This is a genomic window from Pseudarthrobacter sp. ATCC 49987, assembly GCF_009928425.1.
In the GTDB taxonomy this organism is placed as follows: Bacteria; Actinomycetota; Actinomycetes; order Actinomycetales; family Micrococcaceae; genus Arthrobacter.
In genome coordinates this window covers 2,688,309-2,714,120 of the sequence record NZ_JAABNS010000001.1, presented here as the reverse complement: position 1 = coordinate 2,714,120, position 25,812 = coordinate 2,688,309, and the positions used below count along the sequence as shown (strand labels likewise).

Sequence of the window (25,812 nt, the reverse complement as noted above, 5' to 3'; positions counted from 1 at the left end):
ATTGCTGAAGACTATAGGTCATTTTGCACAACCGTGAGAGCTGGCTCACACGCCTAGGCTGGACGCGGGGAAAAGACCACTACTGAAGAACGGACGTCAACGATGACTGTGCCAACTCTTATTGGGGAACGGCCACCGGCCACCACGGACCGTCCCGGACTGACGGCGCAACTGCTTCGCCGCAAGCCGATCGGACAGCTCGTCAGCGAAGCCGAAACGGGCCACGGCGGCACGCGGCTGGTCCGCAGCTTCGGTGTGCTGCAACTGACGATGATCAGTGTGGGCGCCACCCTCGGCACCGGCATCCTCGTGATCCTGAGCGAATCCGTGCCGCTGGCCGGACCGGCCATCTGGATCTCCTTCGCGATCGCCGGCCTCGCGGCGCTGCTCTCTGCTGTTTCCTACGCCGAAATGGCCGGGCTGGTGCCCGCAGCGGGATCGAGCTACTCCTACACGTACGCGACCATGGGCGAAGGCATGGCCTGGATCTGCGGCTGGTGCCTGGTGCTGGAATATGCCGTGTCGGTGGCCGCCGTCGCCGTCGGCGCCGGCCAGTACGTCAACGAAGCCCTTGCCGTCTTCGGCCTGGAACTCCCGGACGCCATATCGCAGCCCCCCGGCGACGGCGGCGTCCTGAACGCGCCGGCAGTCGTGATCGTGGTCCTGGCCATGGCGCTGCTGGTCCGCGGCGCCAAGGAAAGCGCCGGGATCAACACCGCCATCGTGCTGGTCAAGGTCGGCATCCTGGTGTTCTTCTGCGCCGTGGCCTTCACCGCCTTCAACGCCGCACACTTCGAGCCGCTGATGCCGATGGGCGCTGCCGGCGTCTCGGCCGCAGCGTCCCGGGTGTTCTTCTCCTACATCGGATTCGACGCAGCCTCCACAGCAGGCGAGGAAGCCCGCAATCCGAAGCGCGACCTGCCCCGGGCCATCCTGCTCTCGATGCTGATCGTCACCACCATCTACGTGCTCGTCGCCGTCGCAGCGATCGGTGCGCGTCCGTGGGGCTGGTTCGACGGCACCGAAGCCGCCCTCGTGAAGATCCTGGAAGAGACGACCGGGCAGCCCTGGATTGCCCTGGTGTTCGCCGTCGGCGCCGTGCTGGCCATCGCCAGCATCGTGCTGACGGTCCTCTACGGCCAGACCCGCATCCTGCTCTCCATGGCACGGGACGGAATGGTCCCCAGGATCTTTGGCCGCGTCTCGCCCCGCACCGGCACCCCGGTTGCCGGGACCCTGATTGTCGGCATCGTGGTCGCACTCACCGCCGGCCTCGTCCCGCTCGGCGCGCTGGCCGACGCCACCAGCATCGGCACGCTGTTCGCCTTCGCCCTGGTCAACATCGCCGTCATCTACCTGCGGCGCAGCCGGCCGGAACTCAAGCGCAGCTTCCGCGTCCCGCTGTTTCCGCTGACGCCCATTCTCGGTGCTGCCATGTGCGGCTATCTCATGCTCAACCTTGGCACCGACACGTGGGTGGTCTTTGGGCTGTGGATGCTGGTGGGCGGGGCCGTCTACTTCGGCTACGGCCGCAGGAACTCCCGGGTAGCGGCGCTCAGCCACGAGGAATACCGTGAACTATCCGCCGCAGCCCCCTCCGACACCACCTCGAGCCCCGAACCGATGAAGGCACACCACTCATGACAACTGCCACAGAACTCCCGGCCCCCGGACCGACGACGCCGGACTCCGGCGCCGGGGCGCCCATCACCATGCTGAATCCGGATTTCCCGTTCAGCTACGACCATTACCTGGCCCACCCCGGCGGTCTGGGTGCGGTACCGCCCGAACTGTACGGGACGGAGGTCGCCGTCGTCGGTGCCGGGCTCTCCGGGCTGGTTGCGGCCTACGAGCTGATGAAACTGGGCCTGCGCCCGGTCATTTACGAGGCGGACCAGATCGGCGGCCGGCTGCGGACCGCAAGCTTCCCGTCCGCCGCCGGCGTGGTCGCCGACCTCGGCGGGATGCGCTTCCCGGTCTCGGGCAAGGCGTTCTACCACTATGTCGAGTTGCTCGGGCTGGAGACCGCGGAGTTCCCCAACCCGCTGGCGGCGGCGACCTCCAGCACGGTGATCGAGCTTGCCGGGCAGAAATACTACGCCCGCACCCCGGCGGACCTCCCGCCGTTCTTCCGGGAAGTCGCGGAGGCATGGAAGGCCGCCGTCAACGACGGGGCCAAGTTCACCGAGATGCAGGACGCCATCCGCGCCCGGGACACCGCCCGGATCAAGGAACTGTGGAACGGGCTCCTTCCCCTCCTGGATGAACAGACCTTCTACGGATTCATCGCCGGCAGCGACTCGTTCAAGCAGGCCGGCTTCGCCCACCGCGAGGCGTTCGGTCAAGTGGGCTTCGGCACGGGCGGCTGGGACACGGACTTCCCCAACTCCATCCTCGAGATCCTGCGTGTGGTCTACACCGACGCCGACGACGCGCATCGGCTCATTGAAGGCGGAGCGCAACGGCTCCCGGAAGCGCTCTGGCAGCACGCGCCGTCGGGCATGGTTCACTGGCCCGACGGAACGTCGCTGGCGTCGCTGCACGCCGGTGCGCCGCGGGGCGCCGTGGACAGGATCGCCCGGGACGGCAGCAGCGACTTCCGCATCCGGGAACGGTGGGGCCGCGAGGCTGCCTATCCCGCCGTCGTGACGACGTGCCAGTCGTGGCTCCTGTCGACGCGGATCCACACCGAAGAAACCTTGTTCCCGGCCGAACTGTGGACAGCGATCGAACGCTCGCACTACATGCAGTCGTCCAAGACCTTTGTGATGGTCGACCGGCCCTTCTGGAAAGACCTCGATCCCCGGACGGGCCGCGAGGTCATGTCCATGACGCTGACGGACCGGCTGAACCGTGCCACCTACCTCCTGGACAACGGTCCGGACAAGCCGGCGGTGATCCTGCTGTCCTACACATGGAATGACGACGCGCTGAAATGGCTGGCCCTGGACGCGGACCAGCGGGTGGAGCTTATGCTGCACTCGCTCGCGCAGATCTACCCGGACGTGGACATCGCCAGCCACATCGTCGGCCAGCCCATCACCGTCTCGTGGGAGGCGGACCCCAACTTCATGGGGGCCTTCAAGGCCAACCTGCCGGGGCACTACCGCTACCAGCAGCGGCTCTTCAGCCACTTCAAGCAGGACAAGCTCCCCGACCGGCAGCGCGGCATCTTCCTGGCCGGCGACGACGTATCCTTCACCGCGGGATGGGCCGAAGGCGCGGTTACCACCGGGCTGAACGCGGTCTGGGGGGTCGTTAACCACCTTGGCGGGTCATCGGCCACCGGGAACCCGGGCCCGGGCGATGTGCTGGACGAGCTGGGCCCGATCTCCCTGGACTGAGGCCCTCAGCCGTGCAGTTCGCGGTGGGCGCGGGCCAGGTCCTGGTAATGCGCGGCGTTCTGCCGGACGCCGGCGAACTCCTCGTCGCTGAGTTCGCGGCGGACCTTGGCCGGCACGCCGGCGACCAGCGAGCGGGGCGGAATGACGGTGCCTTCCAGGACCACCGCGCCGGCGGCGATGAGCGAGCCGGCGCCGATCACGGCGCCGTTGAGGATGGTGGCGCTCATGCCGATCAGGCAGTCGTCCTCCACCGTGCAGCCGTGCACGACGGCGCTGTGGCCGACGCTGACCCGGGCGCCGACCGTGCAGGGGAAGCCCGGGTCTGCGTGCAGCACCACGTTGTCCTGCAGGTTGGTGCCGGCACCGACGGTGATCGCGGCGGTGTCGGCCCGGACGGAGACGCCGTAGAAGGCACTGGAGTTCTCGGCGAGCGTTGCCTTGCCGATCACCGAGGCGCTCGGTGCGATGAAGGCGGATTCGTGGACAGCCGGGGTGTCGCCGGCGAAAGCATAAATGGGAGCCATGCCTCCAGCCTAGGACACGTCTCCCGCCGCGTTGCGCTATCAGTTGTGGTCCTTATGGGGGCCGGATAACAGCCCCAACTGATAGCTCAACGGGAAAGAGGGGTCAGGCGGGGGAGCGGAGCACCGTGACGCCGGCGCGCTGTTCGGAAAGGACTTGTTTGGGGAGGTCGGGTTCGGGTTCGGGGACGTCGGGTTCGGGGAAGACGACGGCGATCGGCGCCCCGGGTGCCGCGACGCGCCCCAGTTCGCGGACGACGTCGTCCCATTCCTCCGGCGGCAGTCCTGCCAGGGCGTCCACCGCCCACACCGACGGGAACGCCGAGTCGGCAAAGGGCAGGGCCCCGGCCGCCGCGACCGAGGCTTCCAGGCCCCGGGCCCGTGCCGCGTGGATGTTCTCCTCGGACCGGTCCACGCCGGTGAAATGGATGCCGGACTGGACAAAGCGCAGCCCGTCCGTGCCCCGGCCGCAGTCCAGGCCGAGCACACCCTTGCGGCCCTCAGCCTTGAGCAGGGCGACGAACTCGGTCAGCGGGTCTTCCGGGGAAAGTGCCATACCCCTATTCAATGACCGCAGGTCAGTTGAAAACAACCGTGCGGTTCCCGTCCAGCAGGACCCGGTGTTCTGCATGCCACTGCACGGCCTGGGCCAGGGTGCGGCCCTCGACGTCGCGGCCCATCTGGACGAACTGCTCGGCAGTGCGCCGGTGGTCCACCCGAATGACTTCCTGCTCGATGATCGGGCCCTCGTCCAGGGCGGCCGTCACATAGTGGGCGGTGGCGCCGATGAGCTTCACGCCGCGGGCGTGAGCCTGGTGGTAGGGCTTGGCGCCCTTGAAGGACGGCAGGAAGGAGTGGTGGATGTTGATGGCCTTGCCGGTCAGGTGCTGGCACAGCTCGTCGGAGATGATCTGCATGTAGCGGGCCAGGACCGTGAGCTCGATGTCGTGCTCGGCCATCAGCGCCCGCAGCTGGTCTTCGGCCTGGGCCTTGGTGTCCGGGGTGACCGGGATGTGGTGGAAGGGGATGCCGTAGAACTCGGCCAGGCCCGCCAGGTCCCGGTGGTTGGACACGATGGCCGGGATCTCGATGGGCAGGGTGCCGGATCGCTGCAGGAACAGCAGGTCGTTGAGGCAGTGCGCAGACGTGCTGGCCATCAACAGGGTCCGGATCTTCCGGCCGGCCGGGTTGAGGCTCCACTGCATCCCGAAGGCCTGGGCCACGGGCTCCAGGGCGGCCTGAAGCTCCAGCTGGGAGTTCGCCGTCGTGGCCTCGACGCGCATAAAGAAGGTACCGGTGCCCTGGCTGCCGTACTGCTGCGAGTCGGTGATGTTACAGCCCGCAACGAGCAGGGCGCCCGCGACGGCGTGCACGATCCCGGGGCGGTCCGGGCAGGAGAGGGTCAGGATATAGGAAGCAGTCAGCTGGTCATCAGTCACGGAAGACAGCCTACCCGCGGTCACTCAGGGGCTCGGTCCGGGCCGCCGGCCTGGGGTATTCTGGAACGGTCGCAACTGGCGTTGGGTGGTTAACCACCAGGGAGCGGCACTCACGAAGACCACGGATCGTACGCCTGGGCCGAGGGTCATGTTTTCCGGTCGGCAGCGCCTTGCTGCCGGCCCGCCGTCGGCACCCTCAACGGGTGCCGGTCCCTTGGCACGCCTCCTCTTCCGGGGCCGTAATCTAGGGGCGCCGCCGCGGGCCAGCCGGTAACCTGACCTTAAGCACTGCCCGTTGCCTAGCCAGGAGTTCCCCCGTGACCACCTCTCTTAGCCTTTCTTCCGCCGCCGTGAGCAACCAGCCGCTGGCCGAACTTGACCCCGAAATCGCCGCAGTCCTCGCCCAGGAGCTTGGCCGCCAGCGCGGCACCCTGGAGATGATCGCCTCCGAGAACTTCGCCCCGCGCGCTGTGATGGAAGCCCAGGGTTCGGTCCTGACCAACAAGTACGCCGAGGGTTACCCGGGCCGCCGCTACTACGGCGGCTGCGAATACGTCGACATCGCCGAGCAGCTCGCGATCGACCGGGTCAAGGAGCTCTTCGGCGCCGAATACGCCAACGTCCAGCCGCACTCCGGCGCCCAGGCCAACGCCGCGGCGCTCTCGGCCATGATCACCCCGGGGGACAAAATCCTCGGCCTGTCCCTGGCCCACGGAGGCCACCTGACGCACGGCATGAAGCTCAACTTCTCCGGCAAGCTCTACCAGGTTGCCGCGTACCAGGTCGAGGAAGGCAACTTCCGTATCGACATGGACAAGCTCCGCGAGCAGGCCATCGCCGAGAAGCCCCAGGTCATCATCGCCGGCTGGTCCGCCTACCCGCGGCACCTGGACTTCGAAGCCTTCCGCTCGATCGCCGATGAGGTCGGGGCGCTGCTCTGGACCGACATGGCGCACTTCGCCGGCCTTGTGGCCGCCGGCCTGCACCCGAGTCCGGTGCCGTACTCCGACGTCGTCACCTCCACTGTGCACAAGACCCTCGCCGGCCCCCGCTCCGGCGTGATCCTGGCCAAGAAGGAGTGGGCCAAGAAGATCAACTCCAACGTCTTCCCGGGCCAGCAGGGCGGACCTCTCATGCACGTCATCGCTGCCAAGGCCGTCGCGTTCAAGATCGCCGGGACGGAGGAATTCAAGGAGCGCCAGGAGCGCGTCCTGGAAGGCGCCCGGATCATCGCCGACCGCCTGAACCAGGCCGATGTGTCCGACGCCGGCGTTTCCGTCCTCACCGGCGGGACCGACGTGCACCTGGTCCTGGTGGACCTGCGGAACTCCCAGCTCGACGGCCAGCAGGCGGAAGACCTCCTGCACTCGGTCGGCATCACGGTCAACCGCAACGCCGTGCCGTTCGACCCCCGGCCGCCTATGGTCACCTCGGGCCTGCGCATCGGCACCCCGGCCCTGGCCACCCGCGGCTTCGGCGCCGGGGAGTTCACGGAGGTCGCCGAGATCATCGCCACCGCCCTGAAGGCCGGTTCCGCCGCCGACATCGAGGCGCTCCAGTCCCGCGTGGACAAGCTCGCCGCCGACTTCCCGCTGTACCCGCAGCACGAGCAGTGGTAGGCCATGACTTCTGCAGAGACTGCACAAACACCTGAACGGGCGCAGATCCTCGACGGCAAAGCCACCGCCGCCACCATCAAGGCCGAACTGACCGAACGCGTGGCCGCGCTCAAGACCCGGGGGATGGTGCCCGGACTGGGCACCATCCTGGTGGGTTCCGACCCGGGCAGCACCTGGTACGTCGGCGGCAAGCACAAGGACTGCGCCGAGGTGGGCATCACGTCCATCCGGCGTGACCTGCCGGAGGAGACCACCCAGGAGGAGCTCCTGGCCGTGGTCCGGGAGCTCAACGAGAACCCGGAATGCACCGGCTACATCGTCCAGCTCCCGCTGCCCAAGCATATCGACCAGGACGTCATCCTGGAGGCCATGGACCCGGACAAGGACGCCGATGGCCTGCACCCGATGAACCTCGGCCGGCTCGTGGCCAACGTCAGCGGCCCCATGAAGTCCCCGCTGCCGTGCACCCCAAAGGGCTGCGTGGAGCTGCTCACCCGGCACGGCATCAGCCTCAGCGGCAAGCGCGTGCTGGTGGTGGGCCGAGGCGTCACGATCGGCCGCCCGGTGGGACTGCTGCTCACCCGCAAGGACGTCAACGCGACTGTCATCCTGGCCCACACCGGCACCGTGGACCTGCCCGCCGAACTCCGGCAGGCCGACGTCGTGATTGCCGCTGCCGGCCAGCCGCACATGATCAAGGCGGCGGACCTCAAACCGGGCGCCATCGTGCTCGACGTCGGCGTGAGCCGCGTCGATGACGGCTCCGGAAAAGCCGTGGTCACCGGAGACGTGGACCCTGCAGCGGCCGACGTCGCCGCCTGGCTGTCCCCGAACCCCGGGGGAGTGGGCCCGATGACCCGCGCCATGCTGCTGGCCAACGTGGTGGAAACCGCGGAACGCCACCTGGCGGAGGCGGACGCCCCGGCCGGCGCCTGAGCCTACACACGCAGGGCGCCCCTCCTCCCGGAGACGGCGCCCTGCGGCGTTTAAGCCCCCGGCGCGGGTGCCGAGATAACGGAATGGCAAACGTCTGGATTTTTTACGAAAAGACTCTTTCATAGTTCGGCGGTTTCCACTACCGTGATTCGGGTGCCTGAACTCGACTCGAAAGAATCCTCACCCAAGGAAGCCCGCGTGAGCCCCGCCGAATCCGGCCCGCCGCAGTATGTGATCACGGCCGAAAACCTGACAAAGCGCTACGGCGACGTGGTCGCCGTCGACGGTATCTCCTTCTCCGTGCCCGCCGGCGAGGCGTTCGGCCTGCTCGGCCCCAACGGGGCGGGCAAGTCCACCACCATGAAGATGATCGGCGGGGTGTCCCAGCGGACCTCCGGGAGCCTGAGCATCATGGGCCTGGACCCGGACCAGAACGGGCCGGAGGTGCGTGCGCACCTGGGCGTCGTCCCGCAGCAGGACAACCTCGACGAGGAACTTAAGGTCCGGGACAACCTCCTGGTCTACGGACGCTACTTCGGCCTGCCGATGAGCTACCTCAAGCCCAAAGCCGATGAACTGCTGGAGTTCGCCCAGCTCACCGACAAGGCCAAGTCCAAGGTGGATGCGCTCTCCGGCGGCATGAAGCGCCGGCTGACGATCGCGCGCTCCCTCATCAACGAACCCCGGATCCTGCTTCTGGATGAACCCACCACCGGGCTGGACCCGCAGGCGCGGCACATCCTCTGGGACCGGCTGTTCCGGCTCAAGGAGCAGGGCGTCACCCTGATCCTCACCACCCACTACATGGACGAGGCCGAGCAGCTCTGCGACCGCCTGATCGTGGTGGACAAGGGCAGGATCATGGCCGAAGGCTCGCCCGCCAGCCTGATCCGCGAATACTCGACCCGCGAGGTCCTGGAACTGCGCTTCGGCTCGGAACGCAACGCCACCATCGGTGCCGAACTCGAAGGCATCGGCGAACGGCTCGAAACCCTGCCGGACCGCGTCCTCATCTACGCCCACGACGGCGAGGCCGCCCTCGAAGAGGTCTCCGCCCGCGGGCTGCGGCCGGTGACGTCGCTGGTGCGCCGGTCCTCGCTCGAAGACGTTTTCCTGCGCCTGACCGGCAGGAGCCTCGTTGAGTAGGTCGGAGACGACGCCGGCCCCCGTGCTGCGCGCCCACTCGCCGGAGGTCTCGGCCGCCCGAGCCCGGCGCTGGGGCTCGCTCTACTTCGCCGAGCACGTCCTCCGGGTGATGAAGAGCTACGGCTGGACCATCGTCATGTACGGCGTCGGGCAGCCTGTCGCCTACCTCTTCGCCATGGGCGTGGGGCTCGCAAGCCTCGTAGACACCAGCAGCACCCCAATCTTCGGCGGCGTCAGCTACCTGGTCTTCATTGCTCCGGCCCTGCTGGTCTCGGCCGCGGTGATGACGGCCGCCAGCGAATTGACCTTCCCGATTATGGACGGTTTCAAGTGGCGCCGCGTCTTCTACGGGCCGCACGCCTCGCCGTTGACGCCGGAGCAGATTGCCCTCGGACAGATCATCGCCGTCACTGTGCGTTTCCTGCTGCAGTCCGCGATCTATTTCGCCGTCGTCGCGCTGTTCGGGGCGTCCCCGAGCGGCTGGGGCTGGGTCTCGATCCTGGTAGCCACCCTCGCGGGTTTGGCTTTTGGATTGCCGCTGATGGCCTACGCGGCCTCGATCAAGCAGGACAAAGGCCAGTTCGCCATGGTCATGCGGTTTATCGTGATGCCGCTGTTCCTGTTTTCCGGCACCTTCTTCCCGCTGGACACGCTGCCCCTCGCCGTGCGCTGGATCGGCTGGATCTCACCGATCTGGCACGGCACCGAGCTGGGCAGGGTCTTCAGCTACGGCTACCCGGAGGCCCCGCTGCTGACCATCGCGCACGTCGTCTTCCTGCTGGCCCTCACGGTGCTCGGCTGGGTCCTGACCAAACGCCAGTTCATCAGGAGGATGGCCGGATGAGCGCCGTCACCACCAGCCACAGCGCCACCGAGGCCGCACGCAACCGGAAGTTCGGGCCGCTTTACTCCCGAAACGTCCGGGCCGTCATCGCCCGCGGGCTGATGGCCACCAAGAGCAGCAACTGGATGGTCATGCTCTCCGGCTTCTTCGAGCCCGTGCTGTACCTGATTGCCATGGGAGTGGGCCTGGGGCCGATCGTCGGCTCAGTGCAGGGGCCCGGCGGCGGGGAGATCTCCTATGCCGCCTACATCGCGCCGGCGCTGCTGGCCGTGTCCGCGATGAACGGTGCCGTCTACGACTCCACATGGAACGTCTTCTTCAAAATGAACTTCGCCAAGCTGTACCAGGGCATGCTCTACACCTCGCTGGGCCCGCTGGACGTCGCCATGGGGGAGATCTTCCTGGCCCTGCTGCGCGGCCTGATGTACGCCACCGGGTTCACCGCCGTCATGGGCCTCATGGGGCTGGTCACGACGCCGTGGGCCATCCTCATGGTCCCGGCCGCAGTCCTGATCGCCTTCGGCTTCGCGAGCTTCGGGATGGGCATCACAAGCTTCATGAAGACGTTCCAGCAGATGGACTGGATCAACTTCGTCATGTTGCCGATGTTCCTGTTCAGCGCCACCTTCTACCCGCTCAGCGTCTACCCGCAGTACATCCAGTGGCTCATCCAGGCGATGCCGCTGTGGCACGGCGTGGAACTGCTCCGGCAGATCAGCGTGGGAGCCTTCACCCCGGCAACAGCGGTCCACATCGGCTACTACCTCGTCATGATCGCCTGCGGCCTGCTGCTGACCACCGGACGGCTGCGCCGGCTGTTCCTCAAATAGCCGACCCAAACTAACTGGCAGCAGGGGCCGCTTTGAGCGGTCAGAACGGCCCCTGCTGCCAGCTAGTTGGGATTGACCGACGGCGGCCCCGTCCGCAGGCGCCCGTTCGCCCGGGGTGGAAGCGGCCCGGGGTGCTGCGGGGGTTTGCGATAATGGGCTCATGCAATCTCTGGGCAACCCCGCGTCTTCCAAGCCGTCCACGAACGGCGCCAAATTCTCCATGTTCCGCATCAGCGGTCCCGGGATGATGGTGTTCATCATCGCCTTCGTCGTCGCGGTCATCTTCGCCGCGAACCAGAACGACGTCGTCGGCTGGATCGTGGCGATCATCGCCGGCTTCTGGCTCGCCCTGGCCTCTTTCGTGGTCTTCAGCATCCAGAAGGCAGCCAAGAAGGCCGGAGCCAAGCTCACGGAAGCGCAGAACGCCTTCAACGCGGCGGCCGGCCGGTCGCCGTCGTCGGGCAGTGTTGACCATGGCAGCACCAGGCTGGTGGAGGTCCGCCGCGAAACCGACGAAGTGCGGGACCTGAAACTCGACCACTCGTTCAAGATCGTGCAGGTGCAGGTCCGCGTCGTCGAGCAGGAACGGGCGAAAGGCGCCGCCTCGGACCAGGACACGATCCGCCGGGCCCTCGAAACCATCGAGATCACCGCCACCAACGCCCGGGACATGATCAAGTCCTCCGGCGGCACGGACGAACCCGTCTCCGGAACCATTGTCGACTAGAGTGGATCGGGTGATATCGGCATTGAAGAAGGACAACCTTCGCATCGCAACAGTGAACGTCAATGGCCTCCGCGCCGCGTATAAGAAGGGCATGGCGGAGTGGCTTGAGCCGCGCGAAGTGGACATTCTCTGCCTGCAGGAGGTCCGCGCGCCTGACGCGATCGTCCACGAGTTGCTCGGCGATGGCTGGTACATCCTGCACTCGGAAGCCGAGGCGAAAGGCCGCGCCGGCGTCGCCATCGCGTCCCGAACCGAACCCCTGCAGACCCGGGTGGGCATCGGCGACGATTACTTCGCCACCGCGGGCCGCTGGGTCGAAGCCGACTACACCGTCCGCAACGCGGCGGGCGAGGCCTCACAGCTGACCGTCGTCAGCGCTTATGTCCACTCCGGCGAAGCGGGCACCCCGAAACAGGACGACAAATTCCGTTTCCTCGACGTGATGGTCGACCGGCTCCCCGAGCTGGCCAAACACAGCGACCACGCCCTCGTGGTGGGCGACCTCAACGTTGGCCACACGGAGCTGGATATCAGGAACTGGAAGGGCAACGTCAAACGTGCCGGCTTCCTTCCCGAGGAGCGTGCGTACTTCGACCGCTTCTTCGGCGAGGACATCGGCTGGAAGGATGTTCACAGGGGCTTGTCGGGCACCGTCGACGGCCCCTACACCTGGTGGTCGCAACGGGGACAGGCCTTCGACAACGACACGGGCTGGCGCATTGATTACCACATGGCCACGCCCGCTCTCGCTGCTGCCGCAGTGTCAGCCGTTGTCGACAGGGCACCGTCCTGGGACACCCGCTTTTCCGACCATGCCCCGCTGGTAGTGGACTACCGGCTCTAAGTCCGAAGGTTTTTATCAAGATGACTAGCTCAACCGCCGCTGCACCCAAGAAACGCATCCTCTCCGGTGCCAAGCCCACCGCGGATTCCCTGCACCTGGGCAACTACATCGGTGCCGTCCGCAACTGGGTGGACATGCAGTCCGAATACGACGCCGTGTTCTTTATCCCCGACCTGCACGCCATTACCGTCGACTTCGAGCCTTCCGAACTGGCCAAGCGAACGCGCGTCGTGGCCGCCCAGTACATTGCGGCCGGGATCGATCCGGACAAATCCATCTTCTTCGTGCAGTCGCATGTCCCTGAACATGCACAGCTGGCGTGGGCGCTGAACTGCATCACGGGGTTCGGCGAAGCATCCCGCATGACACAGTTCAAGGACAAGACCCAGAAGTCCGGAGCGGAGGCCGCGACCCTGGGCCTCTTCGCGTATCCGACCCTGATGGCCGCCGACATCCTGCTCTACCAGACGGACCTGGTGCCGGTGGGCGAGGACCAGCGCCAGCACCTGGAGCTGACGCGCAACCTGGCGCAGCGCTTCAACACCCGCTTCGGGGAGACCTTCACGGTGCCCGAAGCGACCATCCTCAAGGCCAGCGCGAAGATCTACGACCTCCAGAACCCCGCAGCCAAGATGTCCAAGACCGGCGAGTCGCCCAACGGATCCATCCAGCTGCTCGAGGACCCCAAAGTCGCCGCCAAGCGCATCAAGTCCGCCGTGACGGATGCCGGTACGGAAATCCGCTTCGACCCGGAAGGCAAGCCGGGCGTCTCCAACCTGCTGACCATCTACTCGACGCTGACCGGCAAGCCCGTGGCAGAGCTGGAAGCCGAGTACCAGGGCAAGATGTACGGCCACCTGAAGACGGATCTGGCCGAGGTGATGGTGGACTTCATCACGCCGCTGCGGAACCGTACCAACGAACTGATGGCCGATCCTGCGGAGCTTGACAGGCTGCTGGCCCAGGGCGCGGAGCGTGCCCGCGAAATTGCCTCCGTCACGCTGGCCCGGGTCTACGAGCGCATGGGGTTCCTGCCCTCGCTCAGCTTGGCCGGGGTCCGCTAGCGCGATGTCCTCCGTCAGCAAAGTCACCGCTCACGAGCCGAAACGCGGCACCCCGCGCGCCGGCAGCAGCACGGCTCCGGAGATCCGGGACGCCGAGGGCAATGGACAGCGCAGCGAAGGCATCAGCATCGGCGTGATCCTGGGATTTCCGGCGGAGATCGCCGAGGAACTCCAGCGCTGGCGCGCCTCCTTCGGCGACCCCATGGCGGGCGTCATCCCTGCCCACATCACGCTCGTGACGACTACCATGACCCAGGACTGGGACGCGACGCGGAACCACGTGCGTGAGGTCGCGAGCAAGCAGGAGCCCTTCAACGTCACCATCGCCGGCACCGGGTCCTTCCGGCCGGTGTCCCCAGTGGTCTTCCTCAACGTAGAGGACGGTTTCGGCGACTGCGTCAGCCTTCACCAGCAGCTCCAGACCGGACCGCTGGAGCGGGAGCTGCCGTTCGCGTACCACCCGCACGTCACGGTCGCCCACGACGTCGCGCCGGAAAGCCTCGACGAGGCCGAAACGGCCCTCAAGGATTACAGGGCCACGTTCCCGGTGGCTAGCATGGGACTTTACGAACACGACGACAACGGCATTTGGCAGCTACGGGAAGAGCTTGACTTTGGGACCGAACGTGACAGCGACCGAGGCGAGGACGGTGCCGCAGGCGCCCGCTAAGCCACCCCTTCCCACTGATCTGGCCGGGCTCAAGCTGGAAGTCATCCGCAAGAGGCTCGATTGGGGCAAGGTCCGGCGCTCCGGCGGCGGGGGGATGGCATCACTGATGGCGATGGTGCCGTGGCTGCTAGCCCGGCTCAACACCTTGCGTCCGCTCCGCGCCTTCCAGCACTACAACCTCCAGCACGGCCCGCTGATGAGCGCCGGCATCGGCTTCAGGATGTTCTTTTCCATCACCGGTCTGCTGGCCACCGGATTCTCCCTGGCGGGCCTGTTCCTGAGCGGACAGCCTGCGCTGCTGGACCAGATCATCAAGAGCGTGGCCACGGCGGCGCCCGGCCTCCTGCAGGTCGACGGCGGCGAGGGCCTGGTTGATCCCTACCAGCTGCTGAACCCTTCCAACCTCGGCTGGACTGCGGTGATCGCGGCCGCGGTGACGGTGTTCACTGCCCTGGGTTGGATGAGCGGCATCCGCGACGGTGTGCGGGGCATGATGCAGCTCGGCCCGCGGGGGATGAATCCGGTCCTGCAGATACTCCGCGACGCCGGCACCCTCCTCCTGCTCGGGGTGGCCCTCGTGATCAGCTCGGCAGCCTCGCTGGTCTTCGGTACGGCGGCGGGCTGGGTGGCCGGGCAGCTGAGCCTCGATCCGCTGATCGCCGGGCCCCTGACGACCTCCGTGACGATCCTGGTGCCGCTGCTGCTCGGCTGGGGGACCGCCCTGATCATGTTCCGGGTGGCCGCGGGGCTGAAGCTGGCCCGGCGCTCACTCCTGGAAGGGACCCTCCTCGCCGCGGTGGGCACCACCGTGCTGCAGATCTTCAGCACCCAGCTGCTGGCCAGTGCGGGGAAAAACCCCATCCTGGCGCCCTTCGCCATCATCATCGGCCTGCTGATCTGGTTCAACCTGGTCAGCCAGGTGTACGTGGTCTGCGCCGCGTGGGTGGCGGTCCGGGAGCGGGACCTCAGCCTGCAGCCGGCCACCAAAAAGACCGGGTGGGGCGCCCGCCGGGTCCAGCCAGGCAAGACGCCCGTGGAGTCCGGCGAGGGCCACCGCCCGGCCGTGGCTACGCGGTGGCGTCGAGGTACTGGTCGGCCCAGGCTGAAATAATCTTCGCGGCGCGAGCCGCCTGGCCCTTGCCGGTCAGGAGGTGGTCGGAGCCCTCCAGCGAGACGAAGCTGCGCGGATGGCGTGCGGTCTGGAAGATGGTGCTGGCGTTCTCGATGCCCACGGTGTTGTCAGTGGGGGAGTGCAGCACCAGCAGCGGTTTGTGCAGCTGCCGGATGCAGTCCGTCAGGTCCGCGTGTTCCAGGTCCTCCACGAAATGCCGGCGGATCGCCACCCGCTTGCCGCCCAGGTCCACCTCGGCGCTTCCCTCGCTCAGGATCCGGTCCAGCGCGGCGTCAAAGACGTGGGCCACGTGTTTGGGCGAGAACGGGGCGCCCACGGTTGCCACGGCGTCGAGCTCCGGGATCTCCCGTGCGGCCGCCAGCACCGCGGCCCCGCCAAAGGAATGACCCACGAGCAGGGAAACCGGCCGGCCCGAGTCACGAATGAACTCGGCCGCCTTCACGGTGTCCGCCACCTTGTGGCTGAAGGAGCCCTCCGACCACAGCCCGGCCGATTCGCCCAGGCCCAGGTTGTCGAAGCGGAGCATGCCCACCCCGTTGTCCGCCAGAGCCTTGCACATCCGCGAGGCCGAGGGGCTGTCCTTGCCCAGCGTGAAGCCGTGCGAGAAGACGCCCCAGCCTTTCACAGGCCCCTCGGGGACATCGACGATGCCGGAGAGGATTTCACCGGTGGAACCCTGGAAGGAGACTTTTTCGGAGCGGGACACGTGGATCTTTCGATAAGGGGGCCGACGACGACGACGGCGCCCCCACCGGGAAGGTGGGAGGCGCCGTCGTCGTGCTGTTGTCTAAGTTCTGGCGAACCAGTTGCTAGATCTTGCGGGACAGAATGGCCTGCTTGACCTCAGCGATGGCCTGCGTGACCTGGATGCCGCGCGGGCATGCCTCGGTGCAGTTGAAGGTGGTGCGGCAGCGCCACACGCCTTCCTTGTCGTTGAGGATCTCCAGGCGCATGTCGCCGGCATCATCACGGGAATCGAAGATGAAGCGGTGCGCGTTCACGATGGCCGCCGGGCCGAAGTACTGGCCGTCGGTCCAGAACACCGGGCAGGACGACGTGCACGCGGCGCAGAGGATGCACTTGGTGGTGTCGTCGAACCGCTCGCGGTCCTCGGCGGACTGCAGGCGTTCCTTGGTGGGCTCGTGGCCGCGGTTGATCAGGAACGGCATGACTTCGCGGAAGGACTGGAAGAACGGTTCCATGTCCACGATCAGGTCCTTCTCCACCGGCAGGCCCTTGATCGGCTCGACCGTGATGGGCTTGGACGTGTCCAGGTCCTTCAGCAGGGTCTTGCAGGCGAGGCGGTTGCGGCCGTTGATGCGCATGGCATCGGAACCGCAGACGCCGTGGGCACAGGAACGGCGGAAGGAGACGCTGCCGTCGATTTCCCACTTGATCTTGTGCAGGGCGTCAAGGACACGGTCGGTGCCGTACATGGTCACGTGGAAGTCGTCCCAGGTGGACTCGTCGGAGACCTCCGGGTTGTAGCGGCGCACCCGCAGGTGGACGTCGAAGGAGGGGATGTCCCCGCCGCCCCCGATGTGGGCGGGCAGTTCGATCTTGGAGGCTGGCTCAGCAAGTTCAGCGGTCATCTTAGTACTTCCTCACCATCGGCTCGTAACGCGTAAAGACCACCGGTTTGGTGGCCAGCCGGATGCCCGCAATGGCCTCCGCGGAACCATCCGCCGGAGCATGCTCATCCTTGTACGCCATGGAGTGCTTCATGAATTTTTCGTCGTCGCGCTCGGGGAAGTCCTCGCGGAAGTGGCCGCCACGGGATTCCTCGCGGTGCAGAGCCGCCACGGTCATGACCTTGGCGAGCTCCAGCAGGAAGCCCAGCTCCACGGCCTCGAGCAGGTCGAGGTTGAAGCGCTTGCCCTTGTCCTGGACGCTGATGCGCTGGTACCGCTCCTCGAAGGACGCGATGTCCGTCAGGACCTGGTTCAGCGTGTCGGCGGTGCGGAACACCTGCATGTTGGCATCCATCGTGTCCTGCAGTTCCTTGCGGATCGCAGCGACCTTCTCAGTGCCGTCAGAGGTGCGGACGTGGTTCAGGAGGTCCAGGGTGTAGGCCTCCGGGTCACCCGGGAGATCCACGAAGTCGGCGGTCTTGGCGTACTCCGCGGCGGCGATGCCGGCGCGCTTGCCGAAGACGTTGATGTCCAGGAGCGAGTTGGTGCCCAGGCGGTTGGAGCCGTGCACGGAGACGCAGGCAACCTCACCGGCGGCGTAGAGTCCCGGGACCACGGTGTCGTTGTCCTGGAGCACCTCGGCGCTGATGTTGGTGGGGATGCCGCCCATGGCGTAGTGCGCCGTCGGGAAGACCGGCACCGGCTCCGTGTACGGCTCGACACCCAGGTAGGTGCGGGCGAACTCGGTGATGTCCGGCAGCTTGGCGTCGATGTGTGCCGGCTCAAGGTGCGTCAGGTCCAGCAGGACGTAGTCCTTGTTCGGGCCGCAGCCGCGTCCCTCCCTGACCTCGTTGGCCATGGAGCGGGCCACAATGTCGCGGGGGGCGAGGTCCTTGATGGTGGGGGCGTAGCGCTCCATGAAGCGTTCACCCTCGGAGTTGCGCAGGATCGCGCCTTCGCCGCGGGCGGCCTCGGAGAGCAGGATGCCCAGGCCGGCGAGGCCTGTCGGGTGGAACTGGAAGAATTCCATGTCCTCCAGGGGGATACCGCGGCGGAACGCGATGCCCATGCCGTCACCGGTCAGGGTGTGGGCGTTGGACGTGGTCTTGAAGACCTTGCCCGCGCCGCCGGAGGCGAACACCACGGACTTGGCCTGGAAGACGTGCAGCTCGCCGGAGGCGAGGTCGTAGGACACGACGCCGGCAACGCGCTTCTGCTTGTACGGCGTGCCGTCCTCGCGGACAGCGTCCTCCTCGACCGTGAGCAGGTCAAGGACGTAGTACTCGTTGTAGAACTCAACGTTGTGCTTGACGCAGTTTTGGTACAGGGTCTGCAGGATCATGTGGCCGGTGCGGTCGGCGGCGTAGCACGCACGGCGGACCGGGGCCTTGCCGTGGTCGCGGGTGTGGCCGCCGAAGCGGCGCTGGTCAATCCGGCCTTCGGGCGTGCGGTTGAACGGCAGGCCCATCTTTTCCAGGTCCAGGACGGCGTCGATCGCTTCCTTCGCCATGACCTCGGCGGCGTCCTGGTCAACCAGGTAGTCGCCGCCCTTGATGGTGTCGAAGGTGTGCCACTCCCAGTTGTCCTCTTCGACGTTGGCCAGGGCTGCGCACATGCCGCCCTGCGCCGCGCCGGTGTGGGAGCGGGTGGGGTACAGCTTGGTCAGTACTGCTGTTTTGGCGCGCTGACCTGATTCGATCGCCGCGCGCATCCCGGCGCCACCGGCACCGACGATGACGACGTCGTACTTATGGACCTGCATACCAGACGCTCTTTCTCTCAAAATTCGCTAACAACACCGGCCGGCGGAGCAGGCCCGGTGAAACCTCGTGGAAATCCCGTGCCTGCACTGGCAGGCAATGTTCGGGTGCCGCTGGGGCTGCGCCGCTACGGCGCGGGGCAGAATCCGCCGGGCAGCTGGACACCGTTGACCACGGGGCACGGGTCAAAGGTGAAGATGACCATCGTGCCGAGGATGATGATGGCGGTGGTGGCCGCGTACAGCACGATCTTCAGCCACAGGCGAGTGGCGTCCTTCTCGGCGTAATCGTTGATGATGGTGCGCACACCGTTGGTGCCGTGCAGCATGGCCAGCCACAGCATGGCGAGGTCCCAGATCTGCCAGAACGGGTCGGCCCACTTGCCGGCCACAAAGCCGAAGTCGATGGCGTGGATGCCCTCGCCCACCAGCAGGTTGACGGCCAGGTGCCCGAAGATCAGGACAACCAGGACCACACCGGAAAGCCGCATGAAGAGCCATGCGAGCATTTCGAAGTTCCCCTTGGAACCGCCGTGGCGGCGGTACTGCGGCGCAATCCGGTTGCTGCCGATCTTTGCGGCACTGCGTGGGCTCTGAATTTCAGTTGCACTCATGGCTAGTGACCTCCAAGGGCGAGGGAAAGGTGGCGGATGGAGAAGCCCACCATGACGACTACCCAAAGAATGAGCACCGTCCACAGCATCTGGCGCTGGTACTTCGCGCCCTTCTTCCAGAAGTCGACGGCGATGATCCGCAGGCCGTTGAAGGCGTGGAACACAATCGCTGCGACAAGGCCCGTTTCACCCAGGGCCATCAGGGGGTTCTTGTAGGCACCAATCACGGCGGTGTAGGCCTCGGGGGACACACGCACCAGTGAGGTGTCCAGCACATGGACCAACAAGAAGAAAAAGATCACTACACCGGTAATGCGGTGTCCAACCCAGGACCACATGCCTTCACGGCCGCGGTACAAGGTGCCAGCTGGTTTTGTCGGCACTGAATAAACCTCCCTGCAACACAGCGGCGCTGGCATGGGATCCACGCGGGGGGAACGCCTGCTGCGAGAGCACTCATAAACTCAAGCCTAAATCTAGGCTTCGCTCACAGCTTATTCAATTCAGCCACCCGTTGGTGACGACGCCCGGCAGGCTTTTCGACTCCTTTTGAGACGAACACCACATTCTCTGGACTGCGCGGGGGCAGCGCCATTGCCTAAAGAGTTTCTTAAAGATGGGAGCCCGGGAGGGCTGTGCCGTGCCCCTCCGACACGGCATCAAGGGCCGGCACAGCACGTTCGGCTAAAGTAGCGGTGATGACTACAGACAAAGTGACAAGCCAGGACACACTGCAGGGTTCGGCGCAGGGCTCGGCCCTGAGCCGATTCATTGCGGTGATTCCGGCAGGCGGAGTGGGGACCCGCCTCTGGCCCCTGTCGCGAGCAGCAGCCCCCAAGTTCCTCCACGACCTCACGGGCTCGGGCAGTACCCTCCTGAGGTCCACCTACGACCGGCTCGAGCCGCTCGCCGGCAAGCACATGCTCGTGGTGACCGGAATGGCCCACCGGGACGCGGTCTGCCGCCAGCTCCCCGAGATTGACGACGCCGACCTCGTGCTCGAGAGCGAGCCCAAAGACTCCGGCGCCGCCATCGGTTTGGCCGCCGCCATCCTGCACGAGCGCGATCCTGACACCATCATGGGCTCCTTCGCCGCTGACCAGGTGATCAGCCCCGACGAGTTGTTCCACGAGGCCGTCAGGGAGGCCATCCACGCGGCCGCGGCCGGCAAGATCGTCACGATCGGCATCAAGCCCACCCACGCCTCCACCGGCTTCGGCTACATCCGGGCCGGAAAGAACCTCGGCGTGGACGGGGCGCCCAGCGCCCAGGCCGTCGTCGAGTTTGTGGAGAAGCCCAGCGAAGAGGTCGCCCAGGAGTACCTCGACAGCGGCGAATACCTCTGGAATGCCGGTATGTTCGTGGCGCCCGTCGCGCTGATGCTCAAGCACCTCGAAGCCAACCAGCCCGAGCTCTTCGCCGGTGTGCAGGAAATCGCCAAGGCCTGGGATACCCCGCAGCGCGACGAGGTCAAGGTGCGCGTGTGGCCCACCCTGCCGAAAATTGCGATTGACTACGCTGTGGCCGAACCTGCCGCCGCCGCCGGCGACGTCGCCGTCGTACCCGGCACCTTCCGCTGGGACGACGTCGGGGACTTTGCCTCGGTGGGCCGGCTCAACAGCGCCAAGGAAGTCAAGGACGTCACCGTGATCGGTGAGGGTGCCCGTGTCTTCACGGAGGACGCCAGCGGTGTGGTGGTCTCCGATACCAAGCGTGTGATCGCGCTGATCGGGATCAAGGACGTGGTGGTGGTGGATACCCCTGACGCCTTGCTCGTGATGCACAAGGAACACTCGCAGCGCGTGAAGCAGGCCGTGGACGCCCTGAAGGCCAGTGGCGACACCGACGTCCTCTAGTTTGCCGGGCCGTAACGCGCCGTACGCGATGACGCTATTATTTGTTCGCTCGCTAGAGTTATTCCGTGCGTAACTACTCTACTGAAGCTGAGCCCACCACACTGGTGGGGCCGTGGCTCGAGCCTCTCCTGCCGGAGCTGATTGCCTTCCGCCGGGACTTGCATGCGCACCCGGAGCTCTCCTTCAAGGAGTTCCGCACCACGGACAAGCTCGCAAGGCGACTCGAGGAAGCGGGCCTCAAGCCCCGGCGCCTCGAAGGAACGGGCCTGACGGTGGACATCGGGGAGGGCCCGATCGCCACCGCCCTCCGCGGCGACATTGACGCCCTGCCCATCATCGAGGAGACGGGCCTTCCGTTCGCCTCAAAGAACCACGGCGTCACCCACGCCTGCGGCCACGACGTCCACACCGCCACCATGCTCGGCGCGGCCCTGGTCCTGCAGCGGATGCACGAGGAGTCGCCGCTGCGCGGTACCGTGCGGATCATCTTCCAGCCGGCCGAGGAAACCATGCCCGGCGGGGCCCAGAGCTGCATCGAGCAGGGTGTCCTCGACGGCGTTCCCCGGATCTTCGCGCTGCACTGCGATCCCCGGATCGAGGTGGGCAAGATCGGCACCCGGATCGGCGCCATCACCTCCGCCTCGGACACGATCAAGATCGAACTGAACGGCCGCGGCGGCCACACCTCACGCCCGCACCTGACCGAAGAACTCGTCTTTGCCCTGGCGCAGATCGCGGTCAACGTTCCGGCCGTGCTCTCCCGCCGCGTCGATGTCCGCAGCGGCGTGTCCGTGGTCTGGGGCCACATCTCCGCCGGCTCCGCACCCAACGCAATCCCGGCCAGCGGCTACATGGCCGGCACCATGCGCTGCCTCGACCGCGACGCCTGGCACAGCGCGGGTGAAATCCTCGACGAGGTCATCCAGCAGATTGCGGCACCGTACGGTGTCGACGTCCACCTGGAGCACACCCGCGGCGTGCCTCCCGTGGTGAACTCCGAACACGAGACCGCCCTGATCGAGGCCGCAGCGCGCGCCGAGATCGGTGAAGGCGCCGTGGTCCTGACCCCCCAGTCCATGGGCGGGGAAGACTTTGCCTGGTTCCTGGCCGACCTCCCGGGCGCCATGATGCGCCTCGGCACCAAGACCCCCGGCGGCGAGGAGTACGACCTGCACCGCGGCGACTACATCCTGGACGAACGCGCCCTGGGCCTGGGCGTCAAGGTCCTCACCGCAGCAGCCCTGCGCACCCTCCGCGACCTCTAGCGGGGTAAACCCCCTGCCGTTCCGTGCCGCCGTCGAGGTGAGACTTCGCGCCCATTGTTGGGCGCTCCATGGGCGCGAACTCTCACCTCGGCGTGTACCGGCCGGCCGTTTTGAGTTGTGCACAATTTAATTGTGAGCTATCGTAGAGTCATGACCGACGCCCCGCGCCTCAACGCCCCCCGCCTGGACCGGCAGCTGTGCTTCGCCATGTACTCGGCGTCGCGGGCCGCCACGGCGGCGTACCGGCCGATGCTCGAGGAGCTGGGCCTTACGTACCCGCAGTACCTCGTCATGCTGGTCCTCTGGGAAGAGGAACCGCGCAGCGTCCGCGGGCTGGGGGAGGAGCTGGGGCTGGACTCGGGCACGCTGTCCCCCTTGCTCAAGCGGCTCGAGTCCCTGGGCCTCGTGGAGCGGCGCCGGTCCGCCACGGACGAGCGCAGGGTTGAGGTCTTCCTGACCGACGCCGGCTCCGCCCTCAGCGCCCGGGCCACCGGCATCCCGCAGCGGCTCGCAGACGCCGCCGGGCTCTCGCCGGCAGAACTTGACCAGCTCCGCGAAACGCTGAGCCGGCTGGCCGCCGCCCTGCACGGCTCCCACTGACTTCCACCCCCACTGACTTCCTTCCACCGCAAACAGATTGGATCTCCCATGAAGACTCTCTATACAGCCGAGGCCCTGGCCTCGGGCGAAGGCCGCGACGGCACCGCCGTCACCAAGGATGGCAAGCTCAACGTAGCCCTGGCCAGCCCGGTGGAACTCGGCGGCAACGGCGAGGGCACCAACCCGGAGCAGCTCTTCGCCGCCGGATACGCGGCCTGCTTCCACTCCGCGCTGCGCCTCGTCGGCCGCCAGCAGAAAGCCGACCTGACGGATTCCGCCGTCGCCGCCAGGATCCACCTGGGCGCGCTCGGCGACGGATCCGGCTACGGCATCGCCGCGGAACTCGAAATCGCGCTGCCCGCCGTGGACCGGGCAACGGCTGAGGCCCTCGTGGCCAAGGCTCACGAAGTCTGCCCCTACTCCAATGCCACCCGTGGCAACATCACTGTCGACATCACCATCCTGGAGGTAGCCGCATGAGGACCCACACCGAAACCACAGTCCTTCCCGCCGCCACGCGGGAGATCCAGCTGGCATCCCGGCCGCACGGCCGTCCCGTACCGGAGAACTTCCGCAGTGCCGAGACGGCGCTACCCGAACTCCAGGACGGCCAGGTCCTGGTCCGCAACTTCTTCATCTCCGTCGATCCTTACATGCGCGGCCGGATGAACGACGTCAAGTCCTACTCCGCGCCGTTTGCCCTGGACACCGCGCTCGACGGCGGCGCCGTGGGCGAAGTCATTGCCTCCCGCTCCGCGGACCGTAAGGTGGGCGACGCCGTCGTCCATTCCCTGGGATGGCGTGAATACGCCGTACTCGACGCAGGCGCCACCACGCCGGCCCGCACCGACCTGGCCCCCGCTTCCGCGTTCCTCGGAGCGCTGGGAATGACCGGCCTGACGGCGTACGCCGGACTGCTCAAGGTCGCCGGCTTCAAAGCCGGAGAGGTCGTCTTCGTCTCGGGCGCCGCAGGTGCCGTCGGCTCGCTCGTGGGCCAGATCGCCAAGGCGATGGGCGCGTCCCGCGTCATCGGCAGCGCGGGCTCCCCGGAAAAGGTGGCCCGGCTGCTGGAGCTCGGCTTCGATGCGGCCTTCAACTACCACGACGGCCCGGTGGCCGCGCAGCTCGCCGCGGCCGCGGGGGACCGCGGGATCGACGTGTATTTCGACAACGTCGGCGGGGAACACCTCGAAGCCGCACTGTCGGCGCTCACTGTCGGTGGCCGCGTGGCCATGTGCGGCGCCATTTCGCAGTACAACTCGACCGAGCCCACCCCGGCCCCGCGGAACCTCATGCAGGCCATCGGCAAGCAGCTGACCCTCAAGGGTTTCCTGGTCGGCGGCTACTGGCAGCACATGGCCGAGTTCGTCGAGACCATGTCCGGCTGGCTCGCAGACGGCACCGTGCGCTACGACGAGACCATCGTGGACGGGCTGGAGAACGCCCCGCAGGCCTTCATGGACCTGCTGGACGGCGCCAACACCGGCAAGATGCTGGTCCGGCTCTAGGCACGAGTTCCAGGCAGGCCGCCAGCCCCGCAGATTGCACGCCCCGTACCGGAAATGCCCGGTGCGGGGCTTTCTGTCTCTACCGCTTGGTAACAAGTTCTCAACAATCTGTGGAATCGCTGTGAACTGTGCTACTTGGACGTGTCACAGGACACTAAAGTGGCTTCCATCAGTGCGCCTCGGCGCAGTGCTGCGAAATCCATCAGTGAAAACAGCGTTTCAGCGGCAACACCGCCAACAGACACTCATTGAGCTCCGTCGTAGCGCCTACTCTTTCTTCCTGGAGGAAAATTGAAGAACTCTCTGCGTGCAACCTTCAAGCGCGGTTCAATGGCAGGAGTCGCCACCGCCGGTGCGGCTGCACTTATGCTGACCGGTTGCGGGGCCGCCCCGACAGCCAGCAGCAGCGCCACCCCGTCGGCCAGCAATTACACCGGTTGCATCGTTTCCGACTCGGGTGGATTCGACGACCAGTCATTCAACCAGTCCTCCTACGAGGGGCTGAAGAAGGCTGAGAAGGATCTGGGCATCAAGGTCAACCAGGCCGAGTCCAAGACCAACAACGACTTCGAGCCCAACCTGCGCGCGATGGTCACTGCCGGCTGCAACCTGACCGTCACGGTCGGCTTCCTGCTCGGCGACGCCACCAAGGCCCAGGCCACGGCGAACCCGGACAAGCACTTCGCCATCATCGATTTCGGCTACGAGACCCCGATCAGCAACGTCAAGCCGATCATCTACGACACGGCCCAGGCCGCGTTCCTGGCGGGCTACCTCGCAGCCGGCACCACCAAGACCGGAACGGTTGCCACCTTCGGCGGCATCAAGATCCCCACCGTCACCATCTTCATGGACGGCTACGCCGACGGCGTCAAGCACTACAACGAGAAGAACGGCAAGGACGTCAAGGTCCTTGGCTGGGACAAGGCCAAGCAGGATGGCTCCTTCACCGGTGACTTCGAAAAGCAGGACAAGGGCAAGCAGTTCACCCAGAACTTCCTGGACCAGGGCGCGGACATCGTCATGCCCGTCGCCGGTCCGGTCGGCAAGGGTGCGGGCGCGGCCCTGAAGGAAGCCAAGGCAGCAGGCAAGGACGTCAAGCTCATCTGGGTTGACTCCGACGGCTTCCTCACGGCACCGGATTACAAGGACATCATGCTCTCCTCCGTCATGAAGCTGATGGGCGAGGCCGTCGAGACCGTCGTCAAGCAGGACAAGGACGGCAAGTTCTCCAACACGCCGTACGTTGGCACCCTCGCGAACGACGGCGTGCAGCTGGCTCCGTTCCACGACCTGGATTCCGCGGTTCCGGCCGAACTGAAGGCCCAGCTGGAGCAGATCAAGAAGGACATCGCCGACGGCAAGCTGAAGGTTGAATCCGCAGCCAGCCCGAAGGTCTAACTTCCGCCGCTAAGCGCCACGGCCCGTCCGGTCATCCACCGCACGGGCTGTGGCGCTTTTCG

26 protein-coding genes and 1 riboswitch are annotated in these 25,812 nt (G+C 66.5%); of the genes, 18 read left to right on the top strand and 8 right to left on the bottom strand.

The features are described from left to right. Positions 1–102: 102 nt before the first annotated feature. The gene (locus GXK59_RS12605) at positions 103–1,644 is read left to right on the top strand and encodes an amino acid permease (RefSeq protein ID WP_160667222.1); all 1,542 of its coding nucleotides are present in this window, start codon (positions 103–105) and stop codon (positions 1,642–1,644) included. After that, on the top strand, positions 1,641–3,344 hold the full coding sequence (locus GXK59_RS12600) for a flavin monoamine oxidase family protein (protein ID WP_202129123.1): 1,704 nt from the start codon (positions 1,641–1,643) through the stop codon (positions 3,342–3,344). Before GXK59_RS12605 ends, GXK59_RS12600 begins: the two co-directional genes overlap by 4 nt. A 5-nt stretch (positions 3,345–3,349) precedes the next feature. Here the strand turns inward: GXK59_RS12600 and GXK59_RS12595 are convergent, their stop codons facing one another. The 3 genes from GXK59_RS12595 to purU all read right to left on the bottom strand — a co-directional run bounded on the left by GXK59_RS12595 (position 3,350) and on the right by purU (position 5,304). Beyond that, complete coding sequence (locus GXK59_RS12595) at positions 3,350–3,868, bottom strand: gamma carbonic anhydrase family protein (RefSeq protein ID WP_160667220.1); 519 nt, start codon at positions 3,866–3,868, stop codon at positions 3,350–3,352. 103 nt (positions 3,869–3,971) lie between these two features. After that, complete coding sequence (locus tag GXK59_RS12590) at positions 3,972–4,421, bottom strand: class I SAM-dependent methyltransferase (protein ID WP_160667218.1); 450 nt, start codon at positions 4,419–4,421, stop codon at positions 3,972–3,974. A gap of 22 nt (positions 4,422–4,443) precedes the next feature. After that, on the bottom strand, positions 4,444–5,304 hold the full coding sequence (gene purU / locus GXK59_RS12585; protein ID WP_160667216.1) for a formyltetrahydrofolate deformylase: 861 nt from the start codon (positions 5,302–5,304) through the stop codon (positions 4,444–4,446). 61 nt (positions 5,305–5,365) lie between these two features. Further along, positions 5,366–5,451: riboswitch (ZMP/ZTP riboswitch) on the top strand. A gap of 170 nt (positions 5,452–5,621) precedes the next feature. On the opposite strand from purU, the gene glyA reads away from it, so the two are divergent. The 10 genes from glyA to GXK59_RS12535 all read left to right on the top strand — a co-directional run bounded on the left by glyA (position 5,622) and on the right by GXK59_RS12535 (position 15,095). After that, the gene (glyA, locus tag GXK59_RS12580) at positions 5,622–6,923 is read left to right on the top strand and encodes a serine hydroxymethyltransferase (RefSeq protein WP_160667215.1); all 1,302 of its coding nucleotides are present in this window, start codon (positions 5,622–5,624) and stop codon (positions 6,921–6,923) included. 3 nt (positions 6,924–6,926) lie between these two features. Continuing rightward, positions 6,927–7,859: a bifunctional methylenetetrahydrofolate dehydrogenase/methenyltetrahydrofolate cyclohydrolase gene (locus GXK59_RS12575; RefSeq protein WP_160667214.1), complete on the top strand. Its 933-nt coding sequence runs from the start codon at positions 6,927–6,929 to the stop codon at positions 7,857–7,859. Between the two features lie 198 nt (positions 7,860–8,057). Continuing rightward, positions 8,058–9,005 (top strand): ABC transporter ATP-binding protein, encoded by a 948-nt coding sequence (locus GXK59_RS12570; protein ID WP_202129212.1) that lies wholly within the window; start codon positions 8,058–8,060, stop codon positions 9,003–9,005. Then, positions 8,998–9,849, top strand: coding sequence for an ABC transporter permease (locus GXK59_RS12565; protein ID WP_160667212.1), 852 nt, complete (start codon positions 8,998–9,000; stop codon positions 9,847–9,849). The genes GXK59_RS12570 and GXK59_RS12565 overlap by 8 nt, the downstream gene beginning before the upstream one ends. Next, positions 9,846–10,679 (top strand): ABC transporter permease, encoded by an 834-nt coding sequence (locus tag GXK59_RS12560; RefSeq protein ID WP_160667210.1) that lies wholly within the window; start codon positions 9,846–9,848, stop codon positions 10,677–10,679. The genes GXK59_RS12565 and GXK59_RS12560 overlap by 4 nt, the downstream gene beginning before the upstream one ends. Before the next feature lie 160 nt (positions 10,680–10,839). Further along, positions 10,840–11,406, top strand: a complete 567-nt coding sequence (locus GXK59_RS12555) for a hypothetical protein (protein ID WP_160667208.1) — start codon at positions 10,840–10,842, stop codon at positions 11,404–11,406. Between the two features lie 10 nt (positions 11,407–11,416). Then, positions 11,417–12,250: an exodeoxyribonuclease III gene (locus GXK59_RS12550; protein WP_160667206.1), complete on the top strand. Its 834-nt coding sequence runs from the start codon at positions 11,417–11,419 to the stop codon at positions 12,248–12,250. A gap of 20 nt (positions 12,251–12,270) precedes the next feature. Continuing rightward, positions 12,271–13,314, top strand: a complete 1,044-nt coding sequence (gene trpS, locus GXK59_RS12545) for a tryptophan--tRNA ligase (RefSeq protein WP_160667204.1) — start codon at positions 12,271–12,273, stop codon at positions 13,312–13,314. A 4-nt stretch (positions 13,315–13,318) separates the two neighbouring features. Next, positions 13,319–13,984 (top strand): 2'-5' RNA ligase family protein, encoded by a 666-nt coding sequence (locus tag GXK59_RS12540; RefSeq protein ID WP_160667202.1) that lies wholly within the window; start codon positions 13,319–13,321, stop codon positions 13,982–13,984. Between the two features lie 106 nt (positions 13,985–14,090). Further along, a complete protein-coding gene (locus tag GXK59_RS12535; RefSeq protein ID WP_160669149.1) occupies positions 14,091–15,095 on the top strand; it encodes a YihY/virulence factor BrkB family protein in 1,005 nt (334 codons plus the stop codon). Here GXK59_RS12535 and GXK59_RS12530 read toward each other — a convergent pair. The 5 genes from GXK59_RS12530 to sdhC form a co-directional block, all read right to left on the bottom strand. Further along, positions 15,052–15,822, bottom strand: coding sequence for an alpha/beta hydrolase family protein (locus GXK59_RS12530; protein WP_160667200.1), 771 nt, complete (start codon positions 15,820–15,822; stop codon positions 15,052–15,054). The genes GXK59_RS12535 and GXK59_RS12530 overlap by 44 nt on opposite strands. A 103-nt stretch (positions 15,823–15,925) precedes the next feature. Beyond that, positions 15,926–16,708 (bottom strand): succinate dehydrogenase iron-sulfur subunit, encoded by a 783-nt coding sequence (locus GXK59_RS12525; RefSeq protein ID WP_024365819.1) that lies wholly within the window; start codon positions 16,706–16,708, stop codon positions 15,926–15,928. A 1-nt stretch (position 16,709) separates the two neighbouring features. Beyond that, complete coding sequence (gene sdhA / locus GXK59_RS12520) at positions 16,710–18,509, bottom strand: succinate dehydrogenase flavoprotein subunit (RefSeq protein WP_160667198.1); 1,800 nt, start codon at positions 18,507–18,509, stop codon at positions 16,710–16,712. A 125-nt stretch (positions 18,510–18,634) separates the two neighbouring features. Further along, the gene (locus tag GXK59_RS12515; RefSeq protein WP_024365821.1) at positions 18,635–19,120 is read right to left on the bottom strand and encodes a succinate dehydrogenase hydrophobic membrane anchor subunit; all 486 of its coding nucleotides are present in this window, start codon (positions 19,118–19,120) and stop codon (positions 18,635–18,637) included. A gap of 2 nt (positions 19,121–19,122) precedes the next feature. Then, positions 19,123–19,503, bottom strand: a complete 381-nt coding sequence (gene sdhC / locus GXK59_RS12510) for a succinate dehydrogenase, cytochrome b556 subunit (protein WP_084507261.1) — start codon at positions 19,501–19,503, stop codon at positions 19,123–19,125. Between the two features lie 315 nt (positions 19,504–19,818). On the opposite strand from sdhC, the gene GXK59_RS12505 reads away from it, so the two are divergent. The 6 genes from GXK59_RS12505 (at position 19,819) to GXK59_RS12480 (ending at position 25,750) form a co-directional block, all read left to right on the top strand. Beyond that, positions 19,819–20,976 carry a mannose-1-phosphate guanylyltransferase gene (locus GXK59_RS12505; RefSeq protein ID WP_160667196.1) on the top strand — a complete coding sequence of 386 codons (1,158 nt, stop codon included), beginning with the start codon at positions 19,819–19,821 and terminating at the stop codon, positions 20,974–20,976. A 65-nt stretch (positions 20,977–21,041) separates the two neighbouring features. After that, complete coding sequence (locus GXK59_RS12500) at positions 21,042–22,241, top strand: amidohydrolase (protein WP_160667194.1); 1,200 nt, start codon at positions 21,042–21,044, stop codon at positions 22,239–22,241. 150 nt (positions 22,242–22,391) lie between these two features. Beyond that, positions 22,392–22,841, top strand: a complete 450-nt coding sequence (locus tag GXK59_RS12495; protein ID WP_160669148.1) for a MarR family winged helix-turn-helix transcriptional regulator — start codon at positions 22,392–22,394, stop codon at positions 22,839–22,841. 48 nt (positions 22,842–22,889) lie between these two features. Beyond that, a complete protein-coding gene (locus tag GXK59_RS12490) occupies positions 22,890–23,321 on the top strand; it encodes an organic hydroperoxide resistance protein (protein WP_160667192.1) in 432 nt (143 codons plus the stop codon). Next, the gene (locus tag GXK59_RS12485) at positions 23,318–24,349 is read left to right on the top strand and encodes an NADP-dependent oxidoreductase (RefSeq protein WP_160667190.1); all 1,032 of its coding nucleotides are present in this window, start codon (positions 23,318–23,320) and stop codon (positions 24,347–24,349) included. Before GXK59_RS12490 ends, GXK59_RS12485 begins: the two co-directional genes overlap by 4 nt. A 291-nt stretch (positions 24,350–24,640) precedes the next feature. Continuing rightward, positions 24,641–25,750 carry a BMP family lipoprotein gene (locus GXK59_RS12480; protein ID WP_443094286.1) on the top strand — a complete coding sequence of 370 codons (1,110 nt, stop codon included), beginning with the start codon at positions 24,641–24,643 and terminating at the stop codon, positions 25,748–25,750. Positions 25,751–25,812: the final 62 nt, after the last annotated feature.